The following is an 18812-nucleotide window of genomic DNA, read 5'->3' as shown; positions in this document are numbered from 1 at the left end:
GCGAGACGCCCCCTTTACACATTATACATAATTTAAGCAGTAATTAGTGAAGATCTCGCCAGTAATCTTTCTTCAACAAGTAAACAAAGATAAACAACACGATGATGAACACTAATACCCACTTACCAATCTTCTCTGACGTGAGACGCGAAGGCTCACCTGTGTAGACTAGAAAGTTGACTAGGTCTAGTACTGCTTTGTCATACTCTTCTGGTGAAAGTGCACCATTGCCGTCTGCTTTGATGCCGACAGAACGCTGTACCGTCTCACCATCAACCAAGGCTTCTTCATACGCTTCACGAGGTGTACCTTGAAGTGGTTCAAGCACGTGTGGCATACCGACTTCAGGGAAAACCTTGTTATTCACGCCGAATGGGCGACTTTCGTCCACATAGAAGGTGCGTAGATAGGTGTATAGCCAATCTTTACCGCGTACACGAGACACCAGTGTCAAGTCTGGTGGCGCAGCACCAAACCAAACCGCTGCAGATTCAGCAGGCATTGAGCGCTCGATGTAATCAGACACTTTCTCACCAGTAAACTGCAAGTATTCTTCGCCCAACTCATCTGGCACACCAATATCTTGGAAGGTACGCTGATAACGTTGGTATTGCTGGCCGTGGCAGCCTAAGCAATAGTTCATGAACAATTTAGCACCATTCTGCAAAGACGCTTTGTCAGTCAGGTCAATTTTTGCTTCATCTAAGTGATAACCACTACCTGCCGCTGCAGCCAGGCCCGGAATCAGAAAAGCTAAGGCTAATACGATTTTTCTCATTTAGGGATCCTCGCCGGTACAGGTTTAGTTGTTTCGTTTTTGCTGTACAGGAATAACAACACAAAGAAGCCGAAGTACATGATAGTCGCAATTTGCGATGCCACAATCTTCCAGTTTTCTTGTGGTGTGCCACCCAAGTAACCTAAGAAGATGAATACGATGGCAAATACAATCAAGTTGACTTTGTGCAAGCCACTGCGGTAGCGCCATGACTTCACGCGACCACGGTCAACCCAAGGTAGCGCAAACAAGGCAGCAATCGCACCAAACATCGCAAGTACACCAAACAACTTATCAGGTACCGCTTTCAAGATGGCGTAGAAAGGCGTGAAATACCAAACAGGGAAGATATGCTCAGGCGTTTTCAGCGGGTTAGCGATTTCAAAGTTTGGATGCTCCAAGAACTTACCGCCCATTTCTGGGGCGAAGAACATGATATAGCAGAAACCGAACAAGAAAATACTGAATGCAACCAGGTCCTTCAATACGATATGAGGGAAGAATGGCACAATATCATCAGCAATGTCGTACTTCGATGTATAGTACTCATGGATTTCAAATTTCGTTTTGTCTTCTTCAGACAAAGAACCTTTCTTGTGTTTAATGGCAACGCCGTCTGGGTTGTTAGAACCCACTTCGTGAAGCGCAATAATATGCAAGAATACAAGGATAACAATCACAAGCGGTAAGGCGATAACGTGTAATGCAAAGAAGCGGTTTAACGTCGCACCAGAAATAACATAGTCACCTTGAATCCAGATAACTAAGTCAGGCCCGATAACGGGGATAGCACCAAACAGAGATACGATTACCTGCGCACCCCAGTAAGACATTTGGCCCCAAGGCAATACGTAACCCATGAATGCTTCTGCCATTAGTGCGAGGTAAATCAACATACCGAACACCCAAAGCAGTTCACGAGGCTTTTGATACGAACCGTAAATCATGCCGCGGAACATATGCATGTAAACCACGATAAAGAATGCCGAAGCACCCGTGGAGTGCATGTAGCGGATAACCCAACCGAAGTCGATTTCACGCATGATGTATTCAACCGAAGCGAACGCACGCTCAGATGAAGGTTCAAAGTTCATCGTCAACCAAATACCAGTCACAATTTGGTTAACTAAAACAATAGTGGCCAAGAAACCAAACACATACCAGAAGTTCATGTTTCTCGGTGCTGGGTATTGAATGGCGTGCATATTCGCCACACGCATCATTGGGATGCGTTCTTCAATCCAATTTAGAAAAGCGTTCATGTTATGCAACCTCCGCTTCAGAACCAATGATGAGCGTATTGTCATCAACGAACTGGTAAGGCGGTACTACCAAGTTCAATGGTGCAGGTACATTTTCGAATACACGACCTGCCATATCAAACTTAGAACCGTGACACGGACAGAAGAAACCTTCTGGCACGCCTTCGACATATTGTTCGAACGCACCGTCTTTAAGGTGCTGAGGAGAACAACCTAGGTGAGTACAAATACCTACGAGTACCAAATACTCTTCATTGAACGAACGGTATTGGTTTTGAGCGAAAGCTGGCTGTTGCTCAGTTTCTGATGCAGGATCTTTCAATTGATCTTCGTGCTCACCAAGTTGTCTTAGTGTTTCGGGTGTACGGCGTACAATCCACACGGGTTTGCTTCGCCACATAACACGAATTAGCTGACCAGGTTCGATACCACTGATGTCTACTTCAACGTCGGCGCCTGCGGCCTTAGCTTTAGCACTTGGGTTCCAGGACGCTACAAAAGGAACAGCCGCACCAACAACACCCACTGCACCAACAACAGACGTAGCAACCGTCAAAAAACGGCGACGCGGATTGTCCTTGGGTTGGTCGTTATTGTGCGCAGACTCATTTGCATCTACAGATACATTGCTCATCCACTTTTCTCCAGGTTTGGAAGGTTATGGCTCTGTGTACGAGATTACGGTCTTTTACACAGTCCATTTTTTTCTTGTCATATCATACGAAAATATGCGGCTAACAGATTTGCGTAGTGGTATGAAAGTTTATTAAATTTATGACCGAGAATGATAAAAGAAAACCCCTTAAAAACACAAGGTTTTGGGGTGATTTAAGCAAGAAATAATGAAGAAATTGTGTGATTTCTTGATACAGCGCACTGATTTAAAAAAAAACCCGGCATTTGCCGGGTTTTTGAAAAGTAAAACGTAGAATTAACGTTTTGAGAATTGTGGACGCTTACGTGCTTTATGTAGACCCACTTTCTTACGTTCAACGCGACGAGCGTCACGAGTAACGAAGCCTGCTTTACGCAGTGCAGGACGTAGCGCTTCATCATACTCCATAAGAGCACGAGTGATGCCGTGACGAATTGCGCCAGCTTGACCGCTGATACCACCACCAGAAACAGTGATGTATAGGTCAAACTTTTCAGTCATTTCTACAAGCTCAAGTGGCTGACGAACAACCATGCGAGCAGTTTCACGACCAAAGAACTCGTCTAGTGGACGCTTGTTAACTGTGATCGCACCAGTACCTGGACGCAAGAATACGCGAGCAGTAGAACTTTTGCGACGGCCAGTGCCGTAATATTGAGTATCTGCCATGTCAAACGCTCCTTAAATGTCCAATACTTGTGGTTGTTGAGCAGCATGCTTGTGTTCAGCACCTGCGTAAACTTTCATTTTGCGGAACATTGCACGGCCCAAAGGACCTTTTGGCAACATGCCTTTAACTGCTTTTTCGATAACCATTTCTGGTTTCGCAGCAATTAGTTTTTCGAAAGTTGTTTCTTTCAAACCACCTGGGTAACCAGAGTGAGCGTAGTACATTTTGTTCTTCGCTTTGTTACCTGTAACAGCCACTTTCTCAGCATTGATGATTACGATGTAATCACCAGTATCTACGTGAGGAGTGTACTCTGGCTTGTGCTTACCGCGTAGGCGTAGAGCAACCTCAGCTGCTAAACGACCCAATGTTTTGTCTGTGGCGTCAACCACGTACCAGTCACGTGTTACCGTCTCTGGCTTTGCAACAAAAGTTTTCATTTTTTAAATTACCCGAAAAAATCGTCGTTACTAGATTTCTGTTAGTCCCAGAAATCGCCAAAAATCAATTATATGACCCCTTCGAGCCAACTGATTCTTCCACTATCCCACTAGTGGGTGTAACTGGGCAGGGCGCGAATTATACAGGATTTGAATAAAAAGCGAACCCCTAATTACTAAAAACGAGGAGTTTTTTCTATTTTGGGGACTTAACTTGCTGCCACAAGGATTCCATGGCTTCAAGAGACAGGTTTTCCAGCGATGTTGATTGCTGCGCAGCCATGCGTTCCACTAACTTGAAACGTCGTGAAAACTTGTGGCTAGCGTTGCGCAAAGCGGTGTCGGCATCCACCTCGCAATGGCGAGCTAAATTGACTACCGCGAATAACAAGTCACCAATTTCCTCTTCCACAGCGCTTTGATTCACTGGTGCATTCGCCAATTCGTCTTTAACTTCTTGCACCTCTTCCAGCACTTTATCAATAACCGGCATCACGTCAGGCCAATCAAAACCGACTTTCGCGCATTGTTTTTGTAGCTTTTGTGCCAACATTAACGCAGGAAGCCCTTCAGGTACGGTATCCAGGATACTTAACTCTACCGCACCTTTGCTCTGTCGTTCAGCGGCTTTGATTGCCTCCCATTGTGCTGAAAGGTCTTCGGTTTTGTTTGAGTTGCTGTCAAAAACATGAGGATGACGCCTGATGAGTTTTTGAGTAATCCCTCTAGCCACATCATCGAAATCAAAATCATCACTCTCCGTTGCAATTTGCGCATAGAAGACCACTTGAAAGAGCAAGTCGCCCAGCTCATCTTTGATGTCATCCATGTCGCCAGTGGCAATTGCGTCGGCGACCTCATAGGCTTCTTCGATGGTATAGCGGGTCAAAGACTCCATCGTTTGTTCTACATCCCAAGGACAACCTGATTTTGGGTCCCTAAGTCTCGACATGACTTCCAATAGCGCTGCGGTATGTGGTAAGTCATCAGCCTTTTTTGCGTTTGACATCTACCACTCCTTTTAGCTGGCGCAATCGCGACATCACTTTTGTCAACGTGGGAAGGTCTTTTACTTCTACTGCAATCGTGATCATAGCAGTGTGGTGCGTTTTATCACTTAAGCTATTTACGCCCAAGAGCGCGACTCCCTCATTGGCAAGTACCGTTGTAATATCTCGCAACAAGCCATTTCTGTCCGAGCAAAAAATATCGATTTTGGCTTCAAAACCAACATTAATAGCGCTTGACCAATTCACCTCGATTTCTCTTTCGGGATGTTGTTCAAGTAAATGGTTTAGTTGAGGGCATCCTTCTTTGTGTACGCTGACTCCGCGCCCCTGAGTAATATAGCCGACGATAGATTCTCCCGGCACGGGATTACAGCAATTCGCCAATTGACTCATCAAATGCCCGACGCCTTGCACAACCACAGAATCTTTTTTGCCTTTCGATTTTGCCTCTTTCCGCACTTTGACTTTAGGGCTAATCTCATCCGCGACTTCTGGCTCGGGTTCACGCAACTGCTGAATGTATTTGATAACAGACATCAAACGGATATCACCCGCTCCAATTGAAGCGTGAAGATCGTCTACCGTCGTGACATTGAACTTTTTCAGTACTTCGGGCTCGAGCTTGCTGTGTAATTGTGCTCTTGCAAGCTCTCTATCCAATAACTCTTTACCCGCGACGCCATTCTTTTCTTTATCTTGTTTCTTAAAGAACGAATGAATCGTCGCTCGCGCTCGAGAAGAGTGCACATAACCCAATCCAGGGTGCATCCAGTCACGGCTGGGGTTGAGCTCTTTGCCCGTCAAGACTTCAACTTGGTCACCACTTTGCAGATTGTAGGTAAAGGGCACAATACGATTATTGACCTTCGCCCCAATGCACCTGTGGCCTACATTGCTATGAATATAGTAGGCAAAATCGAGAGGGGTAGAGCCTTGCGGTAAATCTACAACATCCCCTCTGGGTGTAAAGACATACACTCTGTCGTCGAATACCTGACTTCTCAGCTCTTCGACAATATCGCCAGATTCAGCCACTTCTTCCTGCCACTGCAGAATTCGTCTGAGCCAATTGATTCGCTCATCGTAACCCGATGCTTTTCCGCTAGACCCTTCTTTGTACTTCCAGTGAGCCGCCACGCCCAGCTCAGCGTCTTGATGCATCTTTTGCGTACGAATCTGGATCTCAACGGCTTTGCCTTCAGGGCCCAAAATAACGGTGTGAATCGACTGATAGCCATTGGCTTTTGGCGTCGCTATGTAATCGTCAAATTCGTTGGGCAAATGTTTGAAGTTCGCATGTACTGTACCCAACGCAGCGTAGCAGTCTTGCATCCGTTCAGCGATAATTCGCACCGCTCGAATATCGAATAGTTGCTCGAAGGATAGGTGCTTTTTCTGCATCTTTTTCCAGATGCTGAAGATATGCTTGGGACGGCCGTACACCTCAGCTCTTACACCCTCATTGTTAACCAATCCTTGTAGCTGTTCGACTATGTTATCGATATACGTAGAGCGTTCCTGTCGCTTGCCATCTAGCTGTTTTGCAATTTGTTTGTACGTATCTGGATGTAAATAACGAAATGCCAAATCCTCAAGTTCCCACTTGAGCTGTCCTATGCCTAAGCGGTTTGCCAAGGGCGCATAGATTGCGGCGCACTCACGGGCGACCATGACCTTGGTTTCTTCGTCCGCTTTTTTGACTTGCTGCAGGGCACAAATACGTTCTGCCATCTTGATGACAACGGCCCGAACATCTTCCACCATAGCCAACAACATACGACGAATACTGTCGATGTGCTGTTCATCATGTGAAGGCAAATTGGTTGAGCGCCGCGCGTGCAAGGACTTAATGGCATCCATCCTGCGGACACCGACGATGAGCTGTTCAATCTCTTCGCCGAACGTGTCTTTTACGTCTTCATCAGACAAGGCATGCTGTTGGCAATAAGGATAAACTAGCGCTGCTTGTAACGTCGCGTCGTCCATATTCAGCTGCGTGAGAATTTCAACCATCTCTTGACCCACCAGCAGCTGTTCAGGCATGTGGGAAATGGCTTTGAGCTTATCTTTGGTCGCCTCGCTGATGGATAAACTGTCCAACCAGTCTAAAAACGCTGGCCTATCTGGCTCGTGTACTTTTCGTGTGGTTACCATAAATCCCTAGCTCACATACCACTTGCAGATGAATTTGAAAACAACGCCATCACTTCTAAATGTCGCGTAAAGGGAAACATTTCGATCAGCCCGACTTTGTCGATACCGTAGCCAGCTTCCACTAATACCTTAGCGTCTCTTGCAAAAGTGGTTGGGTTGCAAGAAACATACAAGACTTTTTCTACCGGCTGTTCTGCTAATGCTTCACATACAGTCAAGGCCCCCTCACGGGACGGATCTAATAGTACTTTGTCGATACCCGATTCAAAACACTGGGCAACCGCATCTTGTTGATTTAGATCCAAATGCCGCCAATCAATGCCTTCGATGCCCTGTTTAAGTGCATTGGATTTGGCATCCTGCACCATACTGTCGACACCTTCTGCTGCTATTACTGATGCTCCCGTTTTCGCAATCGACAAACTAAAATTGCCCAAACCGCAAAACAGGTCGCACACCCTATCCGATGGAACAGGGCTAAGCCACGACATCGCTTGTTGAATCATCTTGGTATTGACGACGCCGTTGACCTGCACAAAGTGATTGGGCTTAGGGTACAACTTCAGTCCGTCTATCGTCTCACAATCAAGCATAGCTTCGAGGTGAATGAATTCAAAGTTCCCCTGATGCGTCTCTACTACGACATTGGTATTGTATCTTTGACCAAATTCGGCGAGGGTCTTGTTATCGCTATTTTTTAGCGGCTTCACCGCCCGAAAGGTGCATTGTGTCACCTCATCGCCAGCGAACAAGCTAATATGACCCAGTTTTTGAACGCCATCTAATTCTGACAATAACCCTTGAAGACGGGGTACAAGTTGCTGCAATCTGGGCTCAAGTACCTGGCATTCCGCTATTGCCGTGACTTTGTTTGTTTGCGCTGATTTGTAGCCCAACTTTATGTTGTCAATGTCTCTGGCATCGATGGCTAAACGGGCTTTTCGGCGATACCCCAAGCCCTTATCAGTTATCGCGGGTTGCCACGGTAAAGCATCGAATTTAAACAGCCGACGCCAATCGTTATCGAGTGATTCCTGTCGCATTGCTATGCCATATGTTTGGCTAACATGCTGCAGTTGGCAACCACCGCAAGAATTGGCGTGCTGACAAAAAGGCTGACGTCTTTGCTCGTGGGCACGTTCCACTTTCGTCGCTCTGGCTTGCCAGACATGCTTCTTTTTATCACTAACGATGGCGACAATTTCTTCGCCAGGTAATGCGCCCTCAACAAAAACAAAGGGGTTGTGGCCTTTGGCAATACCTTTTCCATGTGCATCTACACTGTCGATTGTCAGCTCAATAGGCTTTTGAACAGTTTTTGGGGCTGATGTTGTTTTTTTAGCACGCGCAGTTTTATTGGCAGGTTTGTAGAAACTGACCATTTACCTCTCCACCAACTTAAGATTCCAGCACGACAGTAGCCACGGCATAAGCGCGTTCGTCTGCGATAGTGACAAATGCGTGTTTCACACCCTTGGCCTCGCACAAACGCTCAAATTCATCACAAAAAGAAAGCTTAGGCGCGCCTGATTCATCATTAAATACTTCAATATGTTGGAAACTGACCCCTCGACCAATGCCAGTACCCAATGCTTTTGCAGCCGCTTCTTTCACCGCGAAGCGCTTTGCTAAAAAGCGTACCGGTTCGGACAAGCTGCGAAATTTGTCTTGTTCACTTGGTGTCAGTATCCGCTGCACCAATTTCTCTGTTCGAGAGGCCTGCCCTTCAAATCTAGCGATTTCAACGATGTCTGTGCCGATTCCAACTATTGCCACTATAACTATCCTTGGCGTGCTTCCAACATAAGTTTACGCATATCGGCTACGGCGTTGTGCAACCCATCAAGCGACGCTCTGGCGATGATGGCATGTCCGATGTTTAGCTCTATGATTTGTTTAATTGCAGCGATTGGTTTGACGTTGTGATAATGAAGTCCGTGCCCTGCATTAACCTTCAAACCTAAACTGTCAGCGTATTCGATTCCTTCGACCAAGCGTGCGAGTTCGGTTTCTTGTTCCGCTTCCGTTTTCGCCTCAGCATACTGTCCTGTATGGATTTCGATATAGGGTGCTTGGGTAGCCAAGGCAGCGTCGATTTGCGCCTTGTCTGCATCGATAAACAATGACACCTGAGTACCGACTTTAGCGAGTCGGTGGCACGCTTTAGTTATGGCTTCTAGATTACCGGCGACATCCAACCCACCTTCTGTGGTTAGTTCTTCTCGCTTTTCAGGTACAAGACAGCAAAACTCCGGCTTTACGTCTTCTGCAATGGCCAACATCTCTTCGGTGACTGCCATTTCCAAATTCATTCGTGTGTTCAAGGTCTGGGCGAGTATGTACACATCTCTGTCTTTGATATGACGACGGTCTTCACGTAAATGGATGGTTATGCCGTCTGCACCAGCGCGCTCAGCAATGCTCGCAGCGTGAACCGGATCAGGATAGTCGGTCCCCCGCGCATTTCTCAACGTGGCAATGTGATCGATGTTAACGCCTAGCAAAATATCTTTCATAACGAGTGTATTTAAAACCTTTAGTGATGTTTGTGATTGTATCAAATCCACCGATGAAAAGGTTGGATTTGTCATAAAACAATGTTTATACGGAGTTTGCCATCAAGATGATCGCCGACGGGAGTAAAATTGGCGTTCATTGGGCTTTCGAAGCTTGGAATAACTCTCGGCTTTTTAACGGCTTGTCGCCAAGTAGTGGCGCCAACATCTGTCTGCACAAACGCTTTGTCATTCGCGTGACGTCGTCGTTCCACTCACCATTGATTAAATCGAGTAACACTTTGCCATGCAAAGCGCCGGGTAACGGGCCGGCAACCGGCACTAACCCTGACTCGCCCATTAACCGATAGTAACCATCCGCAGCAATGAATTCCCCGGTGTGTCCATCGGTGCTGAGGTCAGGCATTACCCCGAGTTCTTCCAACACTGCAAACTCAAATCGGCGTAATGTTTGTTCGATGTCTTGTTCGGCATGTAACGCTTTCAACGTGCTTAAATAGACCTCATACAGCGCCTCTGCGGGGATAAGTTGCGGAAACACACGAGTCAATAACTCGTTAACGTACATCGCACAAAACAATGTTTGGCCGTTCAGCAAGACAGCGTTTTCGGGTGCTTCTATGTGTTTGAGGTTTTTAAGATCACCCTTGCCATACAATTGAATGCGCAATGGTTGCAAGGGTTGCAGTAAACTCTTTCGCTCAGATTTCTTCCCTCTGGCCCCCTTAGCAATAACCCTGACTATGCCCAAATCTCTGGCGAAAAAGTCAACCATAAAGCTGGTTTCTCTGTAGGGTCGTCGATGCAGTACGAAACACTCGTGCCAGAGGTTGTCCATTATCAGGTCCGCTTAATCCGAACGACTTTCATGGTTTCAAATTCAATGCCCGACACATTTTCTATATGGCGGTAGTAAGTCAGGTTCACACGAGCACCTTTTAACGATTGATATTGCTGCTTGCGGCGGAAGACAAAAGGTACCTCGTAGTCTGCCACCATAATTGTATGTCGAACCCAGTCCTCTTCCTCTCGTTGCACGTGGGAAGTGACCTTTTTACCTTCGAGATGGTTCAGTTCGGCATGTTTTTCTAGTAAGTGTTTACTATCTTTACGCATTCTTTTCTATATGGCTTATTAGTAGCTGCACTGACTCTTGACCGCGAAACGCGTTAACATCAAGTTGGTAAACGGCCACCAAGCTTTTTACGCTATTATCGGGCCATTGCGCTGAGTCGATATTAAACATGATAGCGTCAACTTCTTCATTGTCACCGGTTCGAAGTACCAGTTTTAGATGATTTTGGCCGACGATACGTTGTGAGACAACAGCAAATTCCCCATCGAACTGCGGTGGCTCAAATCCTTGACCAAATGGACCTGCAGTGCGCAGTAATCGCGCAGTGGGCAACGACAACTCATCACAGCTCAGCTCGCCGTCAGTGTAGATAACGTTGTGTTCACCTAACCTGTCGAGGTGTACTTGCGCCAGCATTTCAAATTGCGCTTGAAACACGTCCAAAGACGCGAGTTTCAGCGTTAAGCCTGCGGCCATCGCGTGCCCGCCAAACTTGGCAATTACGCCAGGGTTTCGGGTGTTTATTTCTTCGAGTAAGTCGCGAATATGTATCCCAGGTATCGAACGCGCAGACCCTTTTAAATCGCCATTATCATCCTGCGCAAACGCGATGGTTGGGCGGTGATACTGTTCCTTGATTCGCCCGGCGACAATACCTATAACGCCTTGATGAAAATCTTCGCGATAGACAACTAAACCACCAGGAGCTTGGGTATTTTCGAATACCAATTGCTCTACAATTTGCTGCGCCTGGGCTTTCATATCGGCTTCGATCGCTTTACGCTGATGATTTAAGCTATCGAGCTCAGTCGCGATTTCTCGCGCCACTGACGGGGAATCCGTCAACAAACACTCAATGCCCATAGACATATCTTCCAAACGCCCCGCCGCGTTCAACCTAGGCCCGATGACAAAGCCGAGGTCAGTCGACGTTAGCCTGTGCCCATCTCTGTTAGCAACATCCAGCAACGCTTGAATTCCTGGGCGACATTTACCACTGCGAATACGCTGTAACCCCTGATGCACCAATATTCGGTTGTTTTTGTCCAACGGCACCACATCCGCCACTGTACCAATCGCAACAATGTCCAATAAGTTTGCCAAATTGGGGGTAGGAATGTGGCGAGATTCGAACCAACCTACGTCGATTAAGCGTGCTCGACACGCTAGCATCACGTAAAACGCAACGCCCACCCCCGCCAAATTTTTCGACGGAAACTCGCAGCCAGGTTGATTGGGATTAACGATGGCATCAGCACTGGGTAACGATTCTGCTGGCAAGTGATGATCTGTAATAATCACCTTAATACCCAATGCTTTAGCTCGACTCACGCCGTCAAAACAAGCAATACCATTGTCTACCGTCATAATGACTTTTGCACCACGCTCATGAGCTAATTCGACAATACCCGTACTCAATCCGTAGCCAAAATCAAAGCGATTAGGCACCAGATAATCGAGATGCTGCATACCCATTTGAGATAAGGCCAACAAACTCAGTGCCGTGCTTGTTGCACCATCGGCATCAAAATCGCCGATAATCATGACTTTTTCATTGTGTTGAATAGCATCAACCAAAATAGCCACTGCCTGCTCTATACCCAATAGCTGCTGATAGTGATGTAGGCCAGTAGCTCGGGTATCTAAATCACTGAAATCAGATACATTTCGCCCGCGGTAAATGCGATCAAGGATGGTGGGAAGAGAAGAATCAATGGTTGAGGAAGTTAACTCCCTGCGTTGAATGGTGAACACCCAAATTACTCAACTAGCTAAATTACATTGTGACTAGTGTAACGGAAATCCGCAGGGAAAGAAGCCCCGAACCGACGTTCAGGGCCAAGATTAAATTTCAAATAGCGCTTAGATACCCAGCTGTTGTGCAATAGCTTTGGCAGGTTGATATCCAGGAATCATCGACCCATCGGGCAAGATAATATTCGGCGTGCCACTCACTCCCACTTGCTGGCCAAATTCATACTGCGCTGCGACTTGGTTTTCACACACTGTAGAACTCACTTTAGTGCCAGATTTCGCATCAGTTAGTGCTGCTTGAGGGTTCTTCGCACACCACACAGAAACCATGTCATTGTAGTTAGAGCTCGCTAGACCTTGGCGAGGAAACGCCAAATATTTCACCGTAATCCCCATGTCATTGAATTCGCCAATTTCATTGTGGAGCTTGCGGCAATATCCACAGGTAATGTCAGTAAATACTGTGATGACACTTTTTTCGTTCTTAGCTTTGAAAACAATAGCGGAATCATCGAACTGGCCGATACCGTCCATGCGAATACCACTCAGTGTCGCTTCCGTCTCATTTCTCATGCCTTCATCGATATTGTAAATTCTCGCTTGCAGGAAATAAGTACCGTCTTCACTCACGTAAAACAGACCACGATTGGTATTAACTTGATACAAGCCTTTCACTGGTGCATCGCCGATGGCAGTGACTTCTAAGCCAATCGTTTGCGACAATTTTGCTTTTAACGCGTCGAGGGAGTCAGATTTAACCTGCGCGATCGTCGACGATGACGCGAAAAGGAACGCTGCCGACGCAATAAGAAGACGTTTTAACACTATTTAAACTCCAAAATAATAGTCAATACAAAACCGCCTTAAGGGTCTGTATCCGTGTTTGGCCAATGAGTATAACAATATATAGGAACGGAAAGCCCTATATAAAATTCGATTCACAGCAAAATTTCGTCATTTGAGCGAATGTTCAAGCCAAGTATTCAGTATTGCCCTATGCACAATCACAGCGAAAGGGTTTTTCCTCAAGATGGTATCAAGATAATCACAACTTAAACGTATCTAGGTGTTCACCATGTTATGATGGCCTGCTCGTAATGAGGGCAGTTTGCCCAAAGACGTTTTGATTTTTGCCGCACAAGGAAAGAAAAATGCGATGGCCGTTGATTTTAGTCATTCAGATGTCGTGCTGTTTATTGTTTGCCTGCACCGATGGCCCCCAGCAAGCCGACCCTAACTTCTCGCCAACGCCTGTCATTCCCGCGTATCAAGCAGGGAATGGTCCAGTCGTGGTTATCGACGCTGCCCATCACAACTTTCTGACGAAAGACGGCCGCTATGCTCCTTTCACTCAGGTACTAACCAATGACGGGTACACCGTAAAATCAGGTATGTCACGAATTTCAGCCCAGTCGCTTGCCGATGTCGATGTATTGGTGATTGCCAATGCTTTGGACCGCGACAGACAGGATTGGCAGCCACCTTACGGGCAAGCTATATCGGCGCAAGAGATAAGCGCACTGGTTTTGTGGTTGCAACAAGGCGGCGCATTACTTTTAGTGGCTGACCATACCCCCTTTCCAAAAGTGATTGAAGACCTGGCATTGGCACTAGACATTGAATTCTCAAATGGACATGTCGGCCCTTACCTTTTCCAGCGAGAGGCAGGGACATTACAACAACATAAATCAACCTTTGGTGAAGTAACGAAACCTGCTTCACCGGCGTTTTTTTCCTCTCTGAACACTCAGGATGTGAATCAGGTCAAAACCTTTGGAGGCTCTGCCTTTGTGCCACCCGAGCACGGAACGAGTTTGCTGACACTTGGCAAAGGCAAAGTTTCAGTTGAACCCGCTATTCCCTTTGAAGTCACTTCATCAACACCGAAAAAGTCAATTTCGGGCTGGAGCCAAGGTGCCGTGTTACGCGTTGGAAAAGGCAAAGTTGCAGTCTTCTCAGAAGGCATGATGTTTTCATCTCAACTCGACAGAAGATCTGGCGCACTCCATGGCTTGAGATCCCCGGGAGCCGAGCAAAACGAACGCTTTCTGCTCAACATCATACACTGGCTATCGACAGTGTAACCAAGGCCATTTACCCTCGAGGGTGATGGGCACTGATGACCTTCTGCAATCGCTCTTTCGCCACATGAGTGTAGATTTGGGTAGTCGATAAATCACTATGTCCCAACAGCATTTGTACCACCCGCAAATCGGCTCCATGATTCAATAAATGGGTAGCAAACGCATGGCGCAATGTATGTGGAGATAAATGTTGTTCAATCCCCGCTCGCGTGGCATAGGCTTTGATACGGTGCCAAAACGTTTGCCTCGTCATTTGCGCCCCTCGCAGGCTCAAGAACAAGGTGTCCGTCGGGTGTTTCAACAGCATCGGGCGAGCAGTTTTGCAATAGTGTAAAACCCAATCCACCGCGTCTTCGCCCAATGGCACTAATCGTTCCTTATCACCCTTACCCGTAATTCTAACAACGCCCTGTTGAGTACTGAGTTGATCCATCCTGAGTGTAACCAATTCAGTGACACGTAAGCCCGTAGCGTACAACACTTCTAACATACAACGGTCTCGACACTCCACGGGGTCATTAACATCCGGTGCCGACAGTAAATCATCGACTTGCTGCTCACTCAATGAGGCCGGTAGCGCCTTTGAAGCCTTAGGTGATGCCAAGTTAGTTACCGGATTGTCGTGCCGTACACCTTGATTTAACAGGTAAAGAAAGAAAGCCCGCATGGCGCTCATCAATCGTTGAGTACTGCGGGCGGAGAACCCTGACGCTTGCCGATGGGCTAAATAATCCAAGATATCTTCGGTGAGTACATCAGACAACGAATCGTGTTGTGACTGACAAAACAACGCCAGCTTCGCTAGATCGCTACGGTAGCTTTGCTGAGTGTGTTCGCTGAGCCCTTTTTCGAGCCATAGCACGTCAATGAAGCTATCAATCAACTCGGTATTAGCGACACTGAGTTTAGCCGTTGAACTCGCTTTAGTAGCCACGTTTTTGTTTCACTAATTCGTAAGCGGCTTGAATATCTTGCGCCTTGTTCTTGGCGATTTCCAGCGCTTGCTCAGGCAGCCCCTTGGATACCAACTTATCAGGATGATGTTCAGACATTCGCTTGCGATAGGCACGCTTTATGGTTTTTTCATCATCGGATTCACTGACGCCGAGAATCCGATACGCATCGTCCAACGTTTGTTCTTGCGTATAGCGAGGCCGGCTAGACTGGCCTTTTTGACGGTGCTTTGAGCGTTGTCTGAATCTAATTTCAGCCTCAAAAGCCCCGATTAAAAATGCCAAATGCTTGCGGTTAAATCCGAGCGCCTTGGCGACGCGTTCAAGCACCTTGTGTTCCTGTGAGGAAAGTTGACCATCGGCAAATGAGGCCTGAATTAAAATTTCGAGAAATACCTGCAAGATATCTCGTCTACCATGACTGGCTTCTTTCAGGCTTTTTAGCGTGTCTTCAATCGGATAGTCCGCTTCCTTTCCCTCTCGAAAAGCTTGCTGTGCTTCGCGGCGTGCATCGCCAGTCAACTGCATGTCGTCCATCAACGCTGAAGCCACTTGAATTTCTTCTTGTGTCACCTTGCCATCTGACTTCGCAAGGTGCCCCAGTGCGGCAAACAAACTGTGAAAAAATACGGCTTGTTGTTTCATGTTATCCGGGTCACTGAAGAATCGGCCGAAGCCTCCCATTTGGGAGAAATCTTGTGAGTACCCCTTATCGAATAAGTGCCCAACAAATAGACCTAGAACAGCACCTGGTATTCTGCCAAACATGAACCCGAACAAAAAGCCCAGTACTTTTCCCCAAATGGGCATATTTCCACTCCTATTACTCAAAAAAGCCGGATAAATGATTGCAATTCGTTTTGAACTAATTCGTTCAAAAAGCATCCATTGCATATCAGTTTCCGATTACCTACACACTTTACCGTGCAAAATTGGAAAAGAAAGGTGCGAATCAACAGAAATATTGTGGTTTATTCACCTTAACGCTTGGTAATTAATAAATAAGTGCTTAGAATTGTCGATTCGCTCGTCTTTTAGGACACAACACGACCGCCTTATCCAAATGGACTCTTTCAAACGAGCTTGGAAAATGGCATTGAATATTACGAGCGAACGTTTTACGTCAAGAGAGCACAATACTATAACTACACATTCTGCCTCTTGAGATTAGTTATGATCAGAAGCACAAGAACACAGTACGGGCCATATTCTTAAGCATGAAAAAACGCTGCGCAACCATCGCTGTAATTGCTGTTAGCTGGCAAAGCGCGAATGCCCAACAAACCGATCCAATTACGCCTCCCCAGTTACTTGAACTTTGCTCGGTGCCTCCGACTCAGTTTCGCAGTGAAGGCTTAATGCCTGCCGACAATGTCAAAGTTGAAGCGGACAAGGCAGAGATTACGCAAAACAAGGTTGCGACCTTTACCGGTGACGTAGAGATCACGAGTGATCAAGCTCGAATACAAGCAGAAAAAGCAGAAATCAAAAACGATGGTAAAGACGTAAAAGCCGTCGGAAATGTGTCTTACCAAGACCAAAACATGTTGGTCAACAGTGACTCTGTAACCCTGGATTCTGAATCAGAATCTTTCTTGATGGACAACACGCAATACCAACTTACCGGTTTTGTCGGCCACGGCGCTGCAGACAATATCGAAGTGACAAAATCCGATGGTATTGTTCTTAATGACGTAAGCTTCACGACATGCCCACTTGGCCAAGAGGATTGGCAATTGCGCGCCAGTGAAATCAGTATTGATAATGGCGCACTGCTCGGTGAAGCAAAAAATACCCGCTTTTATGTCAAGGGCGTGCCCGTTTTTTATCTACCGTATTTCGCCTTCCCTGTCAGCACACAAAGGCAGAGTGGATTGCTGTTCCCGAAACTCAACAGTTCTACAGCAACTGGAGTCGACTACGAGCAACCGTATTACTGGAATATCGCACCCAATTATGACATGACCATTGCGCCACGCCTGATGAGTAATCGCGGTACACAAATAAAAACGGAATTCCGCTATTTAACCGAATCTCAGTTGGGTCAGTTTAATATTGAGTATTTACCCAGTGACAGGGAACTGACACAAGATAGTACGCGTTATTTTTACCGTTGGTATCACAAAGGAAACCTGAACGACAACTGGCAGATCAGTGCGGATGTTAACGGTTTAAGTGATGATAACTATATCGTCGATCTCGGTAGTGATTTTTACAATCGAGCCGATACCCATTTGTTTCGTACTTTCGGCTTAAATTACTACTCTCAAGACTTAGATTTCAGCCTGTTCTTCAGAGATTTTGAAATTATCGGTGATCATCCCGACACCTATCGCGCTTTACCTGAGGCGCAATTAACGTGGAATACTGATTTAACTGACTTTGCTGAATTTAGAGTTGATTCAGAGTTGGCCTATTTTGACAATGAGGCAAACAACCTACCGACCGCTTTGCGTTTTCATGTCGCACCGACTTTGACGATTCCTTATATTCGTCCTTGGGGTGAAGTGACAGCTGAGGCCACGTTATACAATACTTATTATCGCCAAGATAACGTTGAAGGCACGGGTCTTGAGGAAGAAGTGAATCGGACAATTGGCCAAGGAAGATTGTTCGGTACACTTTATTTTGAGAGAGAATACAAATGGTTAGGTGACGATGCGACCTTAACCTTCGAGCCGACCGCTCAGTACCTCTATACCTCTTTTGAAGACCAAAACGATATTGGCTTGTATGATGCTACGGCACTACTTATTGACTTTGATGGCCTATTCCGCGGCCGTGAATTTACTGGGCTTGACCGTATTAGTGATAACAATCAGGTTACCTTGGGTGTCACCTCCCGTATAATCGATTCAAATAACAGGGAACAATTGGTCGCCAGCATAGGTCAAATCTTTTACATCGAGGACAGCCGTCTATTTGAGCAGATTCGTACCGATGACCGCTCTGCCCTAGCTGCTGAACTCGACTGGCGAATATCTGACAGTTGGTTTGTTCATACTGATATCCAGATTACAACGGATACTGAAAAAGTAGATCGAAGCAGCTTTGCTTTGGAATATCGTCGAGATGACAACAGCTTAATCCAGTTTAGCCACAGATTTGTGCGCAACCTTTCAGGGGAAACGATTGATCAATTGGGTATGTCAGCCAGTTGGCCGATTGCTAAAAATTGGCAATGGGTAGGTCGTAACTTTAGAGATCTTGAGCGAGACAGAAGCATCGAAAGTTACTTTGGCTTGCAATATGACTCTTGCTGTTGGGCGGTGCGTTTTGTAGCTCAGCGCAGTTTGACAAACCGCTTTGACAACACTGGATTACAGAGCATTGACGAATATGATTCTGGCGTATCATTACAGTTCATATTCAAAGGGATAAGTAGCAGCAACTCTCAGCGGTCAATGTTACAAGACGGTATGTTTGGCTATCGTCGCCCCTATGTATTAAATTAGCGGCA

18 protein-coding genes are annotated in these 18812 nt (G+C 46.4%); 2 read left to right on the top strand and 16 right to left on the bottom strand.

The genetic code is table 11. The annotated features are described in order from the left end of the window. Positions 1–43 precede the first annotated feature (43 nt). From AC27G9_RS07030 to dsbC, 14 genes are all read right to left on the bottom strand, one after another. Positions 44–778: a cytochrome c1 gene (locus AC27G9_RS07030; protein WP_487072482.1), complete on the bottom strand. Its 735-nt coding sequence runs from the start codon at positions 776–778 to the stop codon at positions 44–46. After that, positions 775–2040: a cytochrome b gene (locus AC27G9_RS07025; RefSeq protein WP_487072480.1), complete on the bottom strand. Its 1266-nt coding sequence runs from the start codon at positions 2038–2040 to the stop codon at positions 775–777. Before AC27G9_RS07025 ends, AC27G9_RS07030 begins: the two co-directional genes overlap by 4 nt. Before the next feature lies 1 nt (position 2041). After that, on the bottom strand, positions 2042–2674 hold the full coding sequence (gene petA, locus AC27G9_RS07020) for a ubiquinol-cytochrome c reductase iron-sulfur subunit (protein WP_487072478.1): 633 nt from the start codon (positions 2672–2674) through the stop codon (positions 2042–2044). Positions 2675–2971: 297 nt separating this feature from the next. Next, positions 2972–3364 (bottom strand): 30S ribosomal protein S9, encoded by a 393-nt coding sequence (gene rpsI / locus AC27G9_RS07015; RefSeq protein WP_487072476.1) that lies wholly within the window; start codon positions 3362–3364, stop codon positions 2972–2974. A 12-nt stretch (positions 3365–3376) separates the two neighbouring features. Continuing rightward, positions 3377–3805, bottom strand: a complete 429-nt coding sequence (gene rplM / locus AC27G9_RS07010; RefSeq protein WP_487072474.1) for a 50S ribosomal protein L13 — start codon at positions 3803–3805, stop codon at positions 3377–3379. 196 nt (positions 3806–4001) lie between these two features. Then, the gene (gene mazG / locus AC27G9_RS07005; protein WP_487072472.1) at positions 4002–4814 is read right to left on the bottom strand and encodes a nucleoside triphosphate pyrophosphohydrolase; all 813 of its coding nucleotides are present in this window, start codon (positions 4812–4814) and stop codon (positions 4002–4004) included. After that, on the bottom strand, positions 4792–6969 hold the full coding sequence (gene relA / locus AC27G9_RS07000) for a GTP diphosphokinase (RefSeq protein WP_487072470.1): 2178 nt from the start codon (positions 6967–6969) through the stop codon (positions 4792–4794). Before relA ends, mazG begins: the two co-directional genes overlap by 23 nt. 11 nt (positions 6970–6980) lie before the next feature. Next, positions 6981–8351 (bottom strand): 23S rRNA (uracil(1939)-C(5))-methyltransferase RlmD, encoded by a 1371-nt coding sequence (gene rlmD / locus AC27G9_RS06995; protein WP_487072468.1) that lies wholly within the window; start codon positions 8349–8351, stop codon positions 6981–6983. 16 nt (positions 8352–8367) lie between these two features. After that, positions 8368–8745, bottom strand: a complete 378-nt coding sequence (gene acpS, locus AC27G9_RS06990; protein WP_487072466.1) for a holo-ACP synthase — start codon at positions 8743–8745, stop codon at positions 8368–8370. A 5-nt stretch (positions 8746–8750) separates the two neighbouring features. Continuing rightward, positions 8751–9485, bottom strand: a complete 735-nt coding sequence (gene pdxJ / locus AC27G9_RS06985) for a pyridoxine 5'-phosphate synthase (protein ID WP_487072464.1) — start codon at positions 9483–9485, stop codon at positions 8751–8753. Positions 9486–9621: 136 nt separating this feature from the next. Then, positions 9622–10323, bottom strand: a complete 702-nt coding sequence (gene recO / locus AC27G9_RS06980) for a DNA repair protein RecO (RefSeq protein WP_487072462.1) — start codon at positions 10321–10323, stop codon at positions 9622–9624. Positions 10324–10325: 2 nt separating this feature from the next. Further along, positions 10326–10601, bottom strand: a complete 276-nt coding sequence (locus AC27G9_RS06975; protein WP_487072460.1) for a hypothetical protein — start codon at positions 10599–10601, stop codon at positions 10326–10328. Further along, the gene (gene recJ / locus AC27G9_RS06970; RefSeq protein ID WP_487072458.1) at positions 10594–12315 is read right to left on the bottom strand and encodes a single-stranded-DNA-specific exonuclease RecJ; all 1722 of its coding nucleotides are present in this window, start codon (positions 12313–12315) and stop codon (positions 10594–10596) included. The genes AC27G9_RS06975 and recJ overlap by 8 nt, the downstream gene beginning before the upstream one ends. Positions 12316–12423: 108 nt before the next feature. Further along, entirely contained in the window at positions 12424–13143 is a 720-nt protein-coding gene (dsbC, locus tag AC27G9_RS06965; RefSeq protein ID WP_487073643.1) for a bifunctional protein-disulfide isomerase/oxidoreductase DsbC, read from the bottom strand. A gap of 323 nt (positions 13144–13466) precedes the next feature. Here dsbC and AC27G9_RS06960 point away from each other — a divergent pair, with 323 nt between their 5' ends. Continuing rightward, positions 13467–14399, top strand: a complete 933-nt coding sequence (locus AC27G9_RS06960; protein WP_487072456.1) for a DUF4350 domain-containing protein — start codon at positions 13467–13469, stop codon at positions 14397–14399. A gap of 10 nt (positions 14400–14409) precedes the next feature. On the opposite strand, the gene xerD is transcribed toward AC27G9_RS06960, so the two are convergent. After that, positions 14410–15333, bottom strand: coding sequence for a site-specific tyrosine recombinase XerD (xerD, locus tag AC27G9_RS06955; RefSeq protein WP_487072454.1), 924 nt, complete (start codon positions 15331–15333; stop codon positions 14410–14412). Then, complete coding sequence (gene djlA, locus AC27G9_RS06950) at positions 15323–16162, bottom strand: co-chaperone DjlA (protein ID WP_487072452.1); 840 nt, start codon at positions 16160–16162, stop codon at positions 15323–15325. Before djlA ends, xerD begins: the two co-directional genes overlap by 11 nt. 407 nt (positions 16163–16569) lie before the next feature. Between djlA and AC27G9_RS06945 the strand changes: the two genes are divergently transcribed. Next, positions 16570–18807, top strand: coding sequence for an LPS-assembly protein LptD (locus tag AC27G9_RS06945; protein ID WP_487072450.1), 2238 nt, complete (start codon positions 16570–16572; stop codon positions 18805–18807). The last annotated feature ends 5 nt before the right edge of the window (positions 18808–18812 follow it).

This window comes from Alteromonas sp. 5NS40-0096, from assembly GCF_057544385.1.
The sequence above is the reverse complement of the archived record's forward strand: the minus strand, read 5'-3'. Positions and strand labels throughout refer to the sequence as shown.

Excerpts from the sequence above, each read along its gene's own strand:
- mazG (WP_487072472.1), bottom strand. The coding sequence starts at position 4,814 with ATGTCAAACGCAAAAAAGGCTGATGACTTACCACATACCGCAGCGCTA.
- pdxJ (WP_487072464.1), bottom strand. The coding sequence starts at position 9,485 with ATGAAAGATATTTTGCTAGGCGTTAACATCGATCACATTGCCACGTTG.
- petA (WP_487072478.1), bottom strand. The coding sequence starts at position 2,674 with ATGAGCAATGTATCTGTAGATGCAAATGAGTCTGCGCACAATAACGAC.
- AC27G9_RS07025 (WP_487072480.1), bottom strand. The coding sequence starts at position 2,040 with ATGAACGCTTTTCTAAATTGGATTGAAGAACGCATCCCAATGATGCGT.
- AC27G9_RS06975 (WP_487072460.1), bottom strand. The coding sequence starts at position 10,601 with ATGCGTAAAGATAGTAAACACTTACTAGAAAAACATGCCGAACTGAAC.
- AC27G9_RS07030 (WP_487072482.1), bottom strand. The coding sequence starts at position 778 with ATGAGAAAAATCGTATTAGCCTTAGCTTTTCTGATTCCGGGCCTGGCT.
- rlmD (WP_487072468.1), bottom strand. The coding sequence starts at position 8,351 with ATGGTCAGTTTCTACAAACCTGCCAATAAAACTGCGCGTGCTAAAAAA.
- AC27G9_RS06945 (WP_487072450.1), top strand. The coding sequence starts at position 16,570 with ATGAAAAAACGCTGCGCAACCATCGCTGTAATTGCTGTTAGCTGGCAA.
- relA (WP_487072470.1), bottom strand. The coding sequence starts at position 6,969 with ATGGTAACCACACGAAAAGTACACGAGCCAGATAGGCCAGCGTTTTTA.
- recO (WP_487072462.1), bottom strand. The coding sequence starts at position 10,323 with ATGGACAACCTCTGGCACGAGTGTTTCGTACTGCATCGACGACCCTAC.
- rpsI (WP_487072476.1), bottom strand. The coding sequence starts at position 3,364 with ATGGCAGATACTCAATATTACGGCACTGGCCGTCGCAAAAGTTCTACT.
- djlA (WP_487072452.1), bottom strand. The coding sequence starts at position 16,162 with ATGCCCATTTGGGGAAAAGTACTGGGCTTTTTGTTCGGGTTCATGTTT.
- rplM (WP_487072474.1), bottom strand. The coding sequence starts at position 3,805 with ATGAAAACTTTTGTTGCAAAGCCAGAGACGGTAACACGTGACTGGTAC.
- AC27G9_RS06960 (WP_487072456.1), top strand. The coding sequence starts at position 13,467 with ATGCGATGGCCGTTGATTTTAGTCATTCAGATGTCGTGCTGTTTATTG.